Consider the following 11,736-nt stretch of genomic DNA (forward strand, 5'->3'; position numbering starts at 1 on the left):
CGCTTGTGATACAACCCGCGAGACCATCCCTGACCGGGTCACCGCCATGAGACAAGCCCAGTCCATCCTCCGCCTGTTCGCCCTCTGCCTGGCTTCGACTGCAGCGGCCGGCTGTTTGTCGCCGCCCACGTTGAATCGGGCCGTATTGGCCTATGACGAAGCGATCACGGATGCCCTCTCGAAACAGTTGATGATCAACATTGCGCGGGCGCACCACCACCAGCCGATCCATTTCACCGGCGTCTCCAACGTCGCCGCGACGTTCGATTTCCGCGTCAACGCCGGCGCCACCCCCGCGCTGACCGGCGACTCCGGCGGCAAGATCCTGCCGCTGTTCGGCGGGAGCATCGCGGAAAACCCGACGATCAGCATCGCGCCGATCGAAGGCGAGGACTTCACCCGACGGCTCCTCACGCCGTTCCAAGAGTCCAAGTTCACACTCTTGCTGCGGCAAGGCGTCGACGTCGACCTGCTGCTCCGATTGATGGCGAAGGAACTGCGGCTGCAAGAAAACAACGAGGAGGTGGCCTACCGCAATAGCCCATCGGACAAGGCTGGCTATGCCATGTTCCGCAAGGCTGTGCTGCATCTCTCCGCCATCCAGGACGCCAACAGGCTCTACGCGGAACCGCTGGTCTTCGAACGGACCTGGACGATTCCGGCTGCCTCCGTGACGGCGGAAGGCTTCAAGGCACTGGAGCAGGAATACCTGACGACTTACGATCCGAAGCAAAACGTCTATGTACTGCGCAAACCGGTGTCCGGACGAATCCTGATCACCAACTACGATCCCGACACGCTGTCGCCCGAGGTGCGGATGAAACTGCACGAGGCGGCGGACCAGGAGCCCGGCACGGACGTCTCCTTCGACATCCGGCCGGGACACTACGGCGGCGAGTGGCCGATGCAGGGGGAGTTTCGGCTCCGGAGCTTCAACGCCATGCTGAGCTTTCTGGGTCAGTCGATCGACGAGGAACCGGAGTTCCAGGTGGAGAAGGATGCCCGCACCCCGCCGGTCACGGAAAATCCTATCCGCACGATCGAGTTGCTCGTGGGCGACAACAGCCCCAAAGGGGTCGAGGGAGCCGTGCAGGTCAACGGCAAGTACTACGCCGTCAACACCACCGGCCCCCTAGCCCGTTGGAATCGCGAAGCGTTCAAGCTCCTCTTCCAATTGTTTCAGATGACCGTGACCGACGTGCCGCGCAGCGGTGTGCCGAGCATTACCATCGCCAAGTAACCACCGGGCCCTAGCAGAATGTTGAAAAAGACCGCCGGCTTGGTGTTCGGCTTGAATACATCCGCAACGTACCCCCGAGGGTACGCCTGCGGCGTCTTCGGACAGCCTTCTTGAACATCCTGCGGATTGCTGTTCCTTCGCCTACAACAACGCTCCTGCCCGGAGATGCCTCAATAGCTGATCAGTCATCTACTATCGTCGCTTGTAGACGGCCAATTCCCACCGGTACCCGTCCGGGTCCTTGAACCACAAGCCTATATGAGGGGAGCCCGGCGCGACCGGTCCGATTTCTTCTCCCGGATCCTCGACCGCGACCTTGTGCTTCTTCAAATGGGCCAAGGCTTTTTTGAGCGCCGCCATGTTCGGCAAGTGGAAGGCGACATGCCCGATCGTCTTGGGCGAGGGCTTGCCGTTGAAAAAGACGATGAGAACGTTCTTATTGCCGACCCCGACCCAGCCGTCATGTTCGAACGCTTTCTCCAGGCCGAACAGCTTCATGAACCACTTGGCGCTCGCCCGCGAATCGCGGACCGCCAAACCGAAATGCCACACGGGCCCAAGCGTGAACGGAACCTTCATGCGTCACCTCCTTTATATTGTGTGCATAAGCGTGCGATCGGACCAATCGGCTCGACCAATTACAAGCGCGGGCACCTTCCTAACACCAGGATGTGGCGAGGGCCCAGAATGTCACTGCCTCCCGAGAGCCCGGAGGGCCAACACCTCCGCTGCGGCTCGCTGACCGCTTTCGACTGCGCCGTTCATGTAGCCTTGCCACCGCAGGCTCGTGTGCTCGCCCGCAAACAACACGCGCCCATGCGGTCGGGCGAACCAGGCCCGCTGCCCCGGATCGTAGCCCTTGTGGAAGACGGCATAGCCCCCTCGCACCAGGACATCGTCTTCCCACCGGACCTGCCGCGCTGCCAAAAGGCGAGAGTTGCCCGCGCCAAGCCACGAGAGGGCTGCGACGAGTCCCGCCACCCCGCGAGTCCGGACTAGGCGCTTGGTCTCATTGCTTGCCGAGCCACCCGCCAAGAGCGTAAGGATACCGGCTGGACCTCGTTGCTCTTCGTTTCCATCCCAGATGGCACCGATCGGCAGATTCGTTCCATAGGCGCGCGGCTGCCCGCTCCGGTGCCAAAACCGGCGATCGAACTGGAGGAGCGTCTTCGTGCCGTGACCATAACGCAGCCCTTTCATGGCCTGTTGTTGTGCCTGAGGCAGGGCCGGACGAAAGAGGATGCGCCGCACCATCGTCGCAGGCAACGCCATGACAAGGTAGTCGGCTTTCATCGTTCGCCGGCCGGTTGCCTGTTGGAGCGTGACCGCTACATGACCCTGACGCTGCATCACCGCCGTCAACATTGCTTGCAACAGCACTGGCTCAGCCAATCGCTCGGCCAACGCTGAGGCCAACCGATCGTTGCCGCCTTTGATGCGGTAGAAGCCACCCGGCCCCGTCGACTCGGTCGCCAATTGATCCACCAATGCCAGAAGCGACAGCTCGTTAGGATCTGCCAGGAAAAATCCCCGCAACCCATCCATCCGCGCACGAAGACTCCGATCGGCATGGATTTCGCTCAACCAGTCCGCAACCGACCGCTCCGCCAATAGCCGCGCAACCGGGCTGTCCCACCGCTGTTCGCTCTTCCTATAGGCTTCGATCCAGGGCATCGCCATTTCGGCCAGCTGCGCCCAGACTCCTCCGGCCGGCGCACTCGATTGGCTGACTCGTCCGCCGACAGCCTTGGAGACAAACGAAAATCCGCGTTTCAAAATCGGCGCAAGACGAAGCCCCACAGCTTTTGCCAAGTGTCTGATCGCCCGTTGATCGTCATCGATCAGGTCTCCGCCTGCCTCGGCATATTGCCCACCGACGAACGGCTCGCGCACCGTCCAGACACGCCCACCGACGCGATCCCTCGCCTCGACGACCGTCACCTTCGCGCCTGCCCTCTGCAAGTCATAGGCGGCCGTCAGTCCCGCAAGTCCCGCACCGGCGACGATCACCGAGCAACCGTCCATTGATCCGTGCTTGCCCATCACGATGGTCGACGATACGCGATCCGAGGAGAGGGAACAAGCGGAACGGCGAGCGACGGAAATACCAGAGGGACACCGATGGTTGGATGGCACGAAACGCGGTCGGCCTGCGGCCGGATCTCCCGCTCCGCAGACCAAGCCGCGCGCCTGCTACTCCACCACAATAGAAATGCTCAGACTGCCGCCTGCCGCTCCGGCCCCACCGGATGATGCGAACGGCGTCGCTGTCACGGTATGGGTCCCCTTATTGAATGAGAACGGCATATAGTCGCCGGCCGTGTCCCCAGCCAAGGCATAGGGAGCGACATTTTCCGTTTGAATCGCCGGGGTTGAGTCATAGCCAAACCTCACACTGCCTGCTGCACCGGACACGACGGCGCGGATCGACAGCTGCGCCGGCAACGACGACAGCACGAGTCGATCGCCATGAAGCAATGGAATGAGATCGGTGTTCGTTGCGGCATCGACCAACATGAACCCCGTGATGAACACATTGAGGCTGGTGCGTTCCGCCGCCCCCATGTCGCAATGTCCATTGCCTTGCGGCCGCGGCACGCCCCGTTGGTCCATCGCCTCGCAGGCATCTACTGCCGGGGGAGGAAACTGATAGGCGACCTCGATCGCGGGACTCGCCGCTGTCGGCATATGAGTGGTGGTCGGCCCGCCATTTGCCGCGAGGGCTCCCAGTTGAGGATCGGCGTTGAGGACAAAGGTCGAGACATACAAGGGAATCGTACAGCCGTTCGTATCCCCGATGAGATTATACTTGCTGTCCCCGCTCAACGAACCGTCGCAGTCGTTCGGGCCGATCCCGCCATGGTTCCCGGCGATGATGCTGTTCTTCACGACCGTCGTTTTGCCCGCCACGACCTGGATGCCGCCGCCGCGAAAGCTGGCAGCGTTGTTTCCAACCCCGGTGTTGTCGGTGATCGTCACATTGTTGAGCACCGCAAAGCCGTTCTGCGAGATGCCGCCGGTGCCGGCTTCCGGCGAACTCGCAACGTTGCCGCTGATCGTGACATTGCGCAGGTTGAGCTGGCCTTCGTTGCGAATCCCACCGGCCCGGTTGGACTCATTTCCTGAAATGGTCGTGTCGTACACCCAGAGTTCGCCCTTATTCTGGATGCCGCCGCCGAAGGCCCCTACCGCATGATTCTCCGTCACGGTGCTTCGACGCAGCTTACCGACCGCCCCATCGGCGACCAACAAGCCTCCGCCGCCGGTGAAGGCCTCGTTGTCGCGCAGGATCAGATTCGAGAGCTCCGAAGTCCCGGCATTGAGACGGAGACCGCCCCCGAATTGTTGCAGCCCGCCCTGCACCGTAACATGGTTCAACTCAAGTCCCTCATGATCCACATAGATGACGCTGTCGAGCCGATTGCCATCGATGATCGTGCCGGCCGCGCCCGCGCCCTGAATCTTCACTCCATCGGTGATGTGCAGTCCTCCGCCTCCCGCGTTCAAAGGTATCGTCAACCGGTATAGTCCCGCAGGCACTTCGATCGTGTCCCGCCAGACCGACGCGTTGGATTCCATGACGGCCGCCCGTAACGTGCAGAGCCCGCCAGGACTACCGGCTTCACTTCCCGGAGCGACTGCCCTCGCACAGACATGGTCACCAGGGTTGGCATCCGGCGCATCGACCACACTATCCACTCGATAGGTGCGGCAGGCACTCAGCGACAGCAGCGCAAGCAGGACGCCGGCCGCCATGGCCCTGTGCCTAAAGCGATGCGGTAACGATTGTGCGCATACATGACTCATCGTTGGCCTCCATGACATCCCCCAACTCTGCTGCAAATGTCGAACCTTCCCGGGAGATTTGCGGACGCCGCAAGGCAGGCGCAACTTTCGCGCATCCGCCGGTCACTGTCTCACGCTTCGACAATTGAATGACGTAACCGGAGTATCCCATCGGATACGACTACTTATCCGATGCGATACAAAGCAGCGAGGAAGCGGTCGCACCGCTGATGGACCGAAATGTGCGACGCGGAAGGGTTGTAGAAATAATTACGGTAGAATAATCGCCTGCTGGCCGTGCCCGATCTTCTTGAGCGTGGCTTCCAGCGCATCGACCATGGGAGGAGGACCACAGAGAAAGATCACGCTGTCGGGGCCCGGCGAAGGGAGATGTGCACGGAGCAGGTCTTCGTTGATGTGGCCTGTCCCCTGAGTCCACCCGGCCGGCGGTTGGTTCAAGACATGGAAACAGTGAAAGCTTGCATGTTCGCGTGCGTTCTCGTCCCACTCCTCGCGAAAGATGATGTCGGCCTCGGTCTTGTTCGCGTAGAGCAAAAACAATTCGACGGGCTGGCTCGTGGCGAGAATCCAGCGGATGATGGAAATCATCGGCGTGATGCCGGTGCCACCCGCGACGAACCCGACCTGCTTGGCCATGCCGTCGACCCAGTGACCGCCGACATTCGGCCCGCTCATGAGAACCTTGTCGCCGGGCTGCCGCTCGTGCAAATACTTTGAGATCCGCCCGTTCTCATAGCGTTTAACCGTCAGATCGAAATAGCCTGTCGTGCCGGGCATCGACGACGGCGTGTAGGGACGCTTGATCGTCTTGCCCTCGATATCGGCATGAACGTAGAGGTGATCGCCCGGCAGCAGATCGAGCGTGGCGTCCTCCGGCAAGGCGAAACAGAACGTCTTCGTGTCGTGGGTGTCTTGATGGACGGCCGTAAGCCCATAGGGGACGGGCTGCTTCGTCTTGATGCGGGTGGCGGGGCTGTTGTCCATGGAAACATTGTACGGATGTTGCATCATCGACTCAATACCGGAGGAATCGACATGGCGCCGGCAGATTTCAAGGTCTCCAACAACCTGCCCATCAAATACGTCCATTACCCGCCGGACTGTTCAGCTCTCTTGCCCTATTCCTCCATTGCGACTACGATCCCGACCGACCTCTTAAAAAGGAGTCGTCCATGCCTGTCACGGTCACGCTGATCGCCAATTGTGATGATGCCGTCGTGTTCTGGCGCATCGATGCACACATCCCCAACTGTTGGGGTTTCGCCGTCGAGCGCGAGCAGAAACTTTCGGGCGGCACGATCCAACGGAGCACGCTCGACAATCGAATGGGTTTTGAGGCCGATCATCCGAAGCAAGGCGAACATCGGCCATCGACGGTCTGGCCGTTCCAACGATTCTGGTGGGCCGACTATGACGCCAACCTGGGGGACACGGTTCGGTATCGCGTCACGCCGATGGTCCAAGTGAGCGGCAAGCTCCAGCAGCTCATCAGTGAGTCGAGTGACTGGACGCCGTGGGCGACGCTCTCGGCCGGAAAAGTCGATGGCTTTTCCTCCTACTTCAATCGCGGCATGGTCATTTCCCAATTCATGGCTCGCTACCTCGAGGAACTCCGGATCAAGAAAAACCTCGCCACCAGGAAAGAAGCGCTCGCGGTATTCAAAGCCAGCCTGTCCGATCACGAACTGCCGATCCGACGCTTCCTGGCCGGTGCGTTGGGCGTGCGGATACGAGAACTGTTGGCTGATGCCAAGAAAGGCCGCCACCACGTCTTTGCCGCGCTCTATGAATTGGAGGATCAGGAATTGCTCGACGGCCTCAAGGCGCTCGGGGCCAAAGCGCACGTCGTGCTGGCCAACGGGTCGATCACGCCGAGAACCGGCGAGACAGCGGCCGAAGCACGCAAACGGGACCAAAACGCAGAGGCGCGCGCACAGCTCACGGCTGCCAAGGTCGAAGTGTGCGATCGCTTCATCTCACCCGGCGCGCTCGGCCACAATAAATTCCTGGTCGTCACCGACCAGCAGCAAAAGCCCCAGGCCGCCTGGACCGGCAGCACCAATTGGACCCCGACAGGGCTCTGCACCCAAATCAACAACGGCCTCTTCATCTCCAACGGCAACATGGCCGCGGAATATCTCAAACAATGGAATCGTCTGAAGGATGCGGGGAGTGCGTTTCCACCCACCCTGGCCGATGACAACAGCCAGCCGAAGATCCTGAAGCAGGGAAAGAGCGAGACCACGCTTTGGTTCACCCGTACCAGGAAATCCGTCGACCTCGCGGCACTCGACGACGTTCTGAACGGCGCGAAGGACGGCATATTGTTCCTGATGTTCCAACCCGGCGGCAGCGCGACGCTCGGCACCGTGCGACAGATTCAGAAGAACAAACCCTCCCTCTACATCAAAGGCGTGGTGAGCACGCTTCCGGCAGCAGCCGCAACCGACGAATCCGCCGTGTCAGTGGAGATCCTCGGCCCGACGCCGAAGGCCTCGGTGGATCTGGATATCGTGCAACCGCAAGGCATCCGCACCCCCTTCGCCTCTTGGGCCGCCACCGTCACGCGCGATGAATTCTTGTTGCCGCCGATGGGCGGCGGGGTCATCGGCTTCGCCATCGTCCACTCTAAACTGATCGTCGTGGATCCCTTCACGAACCCGATCGTCGTGACCGGCAGCCATAACTTTTCGAAGTCCGCCAGCGAAAAGAACGACGAAAACTTCGTGATCGTGCGAGGCAATCAGGAACTGGCTCGGCAGTATTCGGCGCATATCCTATCCGTCTATCACCACTACCGGTGGCTGGCCTTCGTGAACGATCTGCAGCAGAAGGATCAATCCCCGAAGGGCTACTTGAAGGAACACGATCGGTGGCAGGATGCCGAGCTGAAGGGGAAGGGAAAGCGAGAACTGGACTTCTGGGTCCGGTAGCGCACAATCTTCTGAGTAGGCCTGGTCGAACCCATGATCGGGAAACCGTCTCGAGAACTGCACGAGGCGATTGCAGCTCAGCCCCGTGCCACATACAACGCCACGACCAACAGCCCACCGAGTCCCGCCACGACCGCATTCACCACCAATCCCCAGCGCGGGGTATAGCCTGCGGGAATTTCAGCCGGTGCGAGCGTCTTGAGGACCGCCAGGTATTGGCGGGACGAATACAGGGCGGCAAACGTGCCCAGGGCGATGAACCCGACCCCGAGCCAGAATGTCAGCGTCTCGCTGCCCAGCCTGCCCTGCTGGGGCGCCAGGATTTTTAGAAGGAGACCTGCGCGCTCGATCACGAAGCCGAATGCGAGCAGAGCCAAGCTCGTTCGGCTCCAAGCCAACAGGGTGCGCTCGGCGGCGAAGAGCACGCGAGGATCGTTGAGATTGGACAAGACGCCTCCCGAATGGGCGAGCGTAGGCTACCGCCGGCGGACTGAGCTGTCAACGAGACGGCGTCGGGCCGGCTCAGCCCAAAGCCCGTCACGGCAAGGAGGCATTGGCGGACACATCGTACTCTTTCAGCCAGAACAACAGGGTCCAGCCCAGCCAATAGGAACGATCGGTACTTTGCAGATCGGTCAGCAGCACACCGCCGCGCCGCTGTGACTCACGACTCACCCGTTCCACCAAGGATTCGATCCGGACACTATCGGTGAAGATATGGAACGGCAGGCCCATGCCGCCATCGTCGATATTGCCGGTGATCAGCGGTACACGTCGAAAGAGATAAATCCCCCAGACGTTCGCATGGACATGGCCCACCGGTTTGACGCCGGGACTCAACTGGTGCTCATGCATGCTGACCGGCGGAACGACCTCCACCGTCGCGCAACCGGCAGCAAAGATGAGAGCGAGCAGCAGGAGCACGTGCCGCACCGAGCAGCTGGTCATGAAAATGCCTTTCGCTAAATGACCTCGTCCAGAATCACGCACTCCAGCTCCTTCACCCGGCGCAACGCGCGATCGTTGCCGTAGAACCGCTCTGCCTTGAATACGATTGCCGTGGCCAACTGGATCGAGTCCGGCGTGCTTAGCCTATAGCGTGCGCGCAACTCAGCAGCCCGGTCTGCGGTCGCCATGGTAACGGGTAACCACTCGAGCTTCGGATACGTACTTGAAAGCGCAAATATCTTCTGCGCCAGCTCATCCTGATGATCTCGGTAGGGCTGGACGAGGAGTTCCAGAAGCGTGATGGTGGAGGTTGTCGCCGCATACCTGCCGCGCTCAATCTTGTCAAAAAGGGCGCCGCACCACTTGCCATACCTCGGGTGGTCGGCCAGGAAGTAGATAAAGACGTTGGTATCGAGTGCAATGCGAGTGCGTTCGGAAGGAAGTCCCATTCCACCCGCGCTCATTACCACGAGCGGCGTTCTCGCTTCAGATAATGGCGTGGATAGGCGCCTTTTGCCAATCCTTGCAGCGCGCGCACATATCGCTTTGGCTTAGGCATGATGAGGGTCAAGTCGTCTTTCACGACGACGAGCAACTCATCTCCCCCCTTTACTCCCATGGCTTGGCGCGCCTCCTTCGGGAGTACGATCTGGTTTTTACTGCTGAGCTTTTGAACGGCCATGGAGCCTCCTGTGCTTTACTTTATCATGCTGACGTAAAGCGTCTCAAGATGGAGCGTCGATGATCCCATCTCCCTCAAACCGACTCAACAAGATATGCTCATGCGTCACGAGCGACGACTGCCGCGCTCCTCCGGCCATTCGTCATAAGCCAACCGCCATCTGCTCTCCTAGTCGGCACTATTCCCCTGGTCGCAGGACAGTGACGGACTCAAGCGGCCGGCATCCCATTTCCAAAACATGCAAAAGTCCGTGCGGTGGGGCTCGTGAAAGATATCCCGGTAGCAGACAGTCCCATGGAAGTAGAGCGCCGATTTAGCCGTCTGAATGGCGCCGACTTCCTCGGCAGTCAACGGCGCTTCGCGGACAGTTTCCAGTCGCGGCACCTTGCCAAGAAACCACCTGCGCTTGTCAGGTTGGTGATCGTCGGGCGGACAAGTCAACTTCTCAAAACTCTTGGTGAGCGGATAGTCGGTAATAGTGATGTGCGCCTGAATGCTGTCGTTATAGGCGGGGGTTCGACCGATGTTCTTGATCGTTTCACGCACACGTGGCGAAACCGCTTCCTTGAGCGCCACCGGCCCCATCGCGCGCACGTCGATGTAGGCCCGCAGTTCGAGCTTGGCCTCCTGCTGCGCGACATACTCCTGCCACGTCGGGTAGCCTACCAATGCGGCGCCCACCGCAACCACAACGGCAAACGCGAACACGCCCAACTTCAGCCGAAAACTCCGCTCCTCGGCAGCGGTCGGCTCAACAGCCGGCGGCAGCAAAAGCCCCTCGTCATCGGAACGTGTACCCGGTTGGTTGGAGTCCATGCTCAACCTCCCCCTGCCAGGAGCATAGCCTAGCGATTTCGGCAGGAGGGATCAAGGAGAGAGGGGCGAAGAACGTATCTCGTATCTCGTGAAGTGTAGCTCATCAAAGGAAACAGCTCATGGCTGATTGCAGATCGTTGATTGCGATTCCCACGAAATACGAACGACGAGATACGAGCGACGCGGCGAAGGCATCTTCAACATCCTGTTAGCGGTGGGTGATACGGTACGTTCCACTAAAAGACTCACCCACTGCTAACTTCCTCAAACCCCAGTCCGAATGATTCAACGCATCCGTCGCACAACTCATCGGTTCGATAGCGAAGGCCCGGCGCGCATGGTTGGGAATCGCATCCCCGGTGTAGACCACGATAGCTGTGAAGGAACGATCCATCGAAACCTCAACGGTTCGCCCGCTCTCCGGATTGCGCAGGTGAGCCCTCGCCCATCCGTCGGCGTCACGCTCGAGTTGCAGATAGCAATGGTTGAACCGGCGCGGCCCGATCGGGCGAAGCCGGCGGAAGTCCCAGTCTGTGCCGGCCACCGGCAGCACTGTTCCAGTGGGTGCCAGCTTGTCGTTGAACTCCAGCGTGGCGGCCGCGGGGACCTTAGCCTCAGCTCCATCGACCGGATCGAGACCAACGGTGAAATAGGGATGGAACCCGACACCGACCGGTGCGACACGCGAACCGACGTTGCGGATTTCGAAGGAACAGGACAGGCCCTGTGCATCTAACCGATAGGAGACGCTGATCGCAAGCGAGAAGGGATAGCCCTTCGCTGCAAAGTGCTCAGCCGAAAGGTCGATCGCAAAGACTGCCTCGGCGGTCTCTTGACGTACGACCCGCCAAGGCTGCGTCCGCACGAAGCCATGAATCGCGTTCGGCCCTTCCTTGTCATTGCGTTCGAGTTGGAAGCTCTCGCCCTCGAAGCTGTACCGGCCCTCCGCCACACGACCGGGGAACGGAATCAGCACGTCCCCCTGCCCGCCTTTCTTATTGCTGCCTCCCCAATAGCCCCAGACGATATCCGTCTCAGTTCCATCCGGCGCGGCGACAAAGTACCGCCGCAGCGAAGCACCCCACGGAGAAACGCAGGCGCGTTGGTTGGAGAAGGTCAGAAGGAATTCGGAGTCGGGGGAAACCATAGAAGAGGCAATAGCATAGAGCTTGTGGCTGAGGGAAGGGATAAAACACTCGGGTGACGCTGCGGGACCAAGGATTCTTCAGGCCGGGCAATCAGGGTCGGCCGGACTTCCCCCACGCGACCCAGCAGATGGTCATCGACTGTTCATATCGGTTCTAGTCGGA

General features: G+C 60.4%; 12 protein-coding genes. 2 read left to right on the forward strand and 10 right to left on the reverse strand.

What is annotated here, in order from left to right; genetic code table 11:
- The first annotated feature begins 46 nt into the window (after positions 1 to 46).
- Positions 47 to 1,240 (forward strand): hypothetical protein, encoded by a 1,194-nt coding sequence (locus tag KF814_06780; protein ID MBX3235838.1) that lies wholly within the window; start codon positions 47 to 49, stop codon positions 1,238 to 1,240.
- A gap of 192 nt (positions 1,241 to 1,432) precedes the next feature.
- Here the strand turns inward: KF814_06780 and KF814_06785 are convergent, their stop codons facing one another.
- The 4 genes from KF814_06785 to KF814_06800 all read right to left on the reverse strand — a co-directional run bounded on the left by KF814_06785 (position 1,433) and on the right by KF814_06800 (position 6,031).
- A complete protein-coding gene (locus KF814_06785; GenBank protein ID MBX3235839.1) occupies positions 1,433 to 1,819 on the reverse strand; it encodes a VOC family protein in 387 nt (128 codons plus the stop codon).
- 111 nt (positions 1,820 to 1,930) lie between these two features.
- Positions 1,931 to 3,265, reverse strand: coding sequence for an FAD-dependent oxidoreductase (locus KF814_06790; protein MBX3235840.1), 1,335 nt, complete (start codon positions 3,263 to 3,265; stop codon positions 1,931 to 1,933).
- A gap of 168 nt (positions 3,266 to 3,433) precedes the next feature.
- A complete protein-coding gene (locus KF814_06795) occupies positions 3,434 to 5,047 on the reverse strand; it encodes a hypothetical protein (protein ID MBX3235841.1) in 1,614 nt (537 codons plus the stop codon).
- Between the two features lie 249 nt (positions 5,048 to 5,296).
- Positions 5,297 to 6,031 carry a cytochrome-b5 reductase gene (locus tag KF814_06800; GenBank protein MBX3235842.1) on the reverse strand — a complete coding sequence of 245 codons (735 nt, stop codon included), beginning with the start codon at positions 6,029 to 6,031 and terminating at the stop codon, positions 5,297 to 5,299.
- 188 nt (positions 6,032 to 6,219) lie between these two features.
- Here KF814_06800 and KF814_06805 point away from each other — a divergent pair, with 188 nt between their 5' ends.
- Complete coding sequence (locus tag KF814_06805; protein ID MBX3235843.1) at positions 6,220 to 7,980, forward strand: hypothetical protein; 1,761 nt, start codon at positions 6,220 to 6,222, stop codon at positions 7,978 to 7,980.
- Positions 7,981 to 8,057: 77 nt separating this feature from the next.
- Here KF814_06805 and KF814_06810 read toward each other — a convergent pair whose 3' ends face one another.
- From KF814_06810 to KF814_06835, 6 genes are all read right to left on the reverse strand, one after another.
- Positions 8,058 to 8,429 carry a DUF202 domain-containing protein gene (locus KF814_06810; GenBank protein MBX3235844.1) on the reverse strand — a complete coding sequence of 124 codons (372 nt, stop codon included), beginning with the start codon at positions 8,427 to 8,429 and terminating at the stop codon, positions 8,058 to 8,060.
- Positions 8,430 to 8,517: 88 nt separating this feature from the next.
- On the reverse strand, positions 8,518 to 8,928 hold the full coding sequence (locus KF814_06815; protein ID MBX3235845.1) for a hypothetical protein: 411 nt from the start codon (positions 8,926 to 8,928) through the stop codon (positions 8,518 to 8,520).
- A 14-nt stretch (positions 8,929 to 8,942) separates the two neighbouring features.
- A complete protein-coding gene (locus tag KF814_06820) occupies positions 8,943 to 9,377 on the reverse strand; it encodes a type II toxin-antitoxin system VapC family toxin (GenBank protein MBX3235846.1) in 435 nt (144 codons plus the stop codon).
- Positions 9,378 to 9,391: 14 nt separating this feature from the next.
- Positions 9,392 to 9,610, reverse strand: a complete 219-nt coding sequence (locus KF814_06825) for an AbrB/MazE/SpoVT family DNA-binding domain-containing protein (GenBank protein MBX3235847.1) — start codon at positions 9,608 to 9,610, stop codon at positions 9,392 to 9,394.
- 168 nt (positions 9,611 to 9,778) lie between these two features.
- Positions 9,779 to 10,426 carry a hypothetical protein gene (locus KF814_06830; protein ID MBX3235848.1) on the reverse strand — a complete coding sequence of 216 codons (648 nt, stop codon included), beginning with the start codon at positions 10,424 to 10,426 and terminating at the stop codon, positions 9,779 to 9,781.
- A 208-nt stretch (positions 10,427 to 10,634) separates the two neighbouring features.
- Positions 10,635 to 11,573 carry a hypothetical protein gene (locus KF814_06835; protein ID MBX3235849.1) on the reverse strand — a complete coding sequence of 313 codons (939 nt, stop codon included), beginning with the start codon at positions 11,571 to 11,573 and terminating at the stop codon, positions 10,635 to 10,637.
- Positions 11,574 to 11,736: the final 163 nt, after the last annotated feature.

Source organism: Nitrospiraceae bacterium, assembly GCA_019637075.1.
Classification (GTDB): Bacteria; Nitrospirota; Nitrospiria; order Nitrospirales; family Nitrospiraceae; genus JAHBWI01.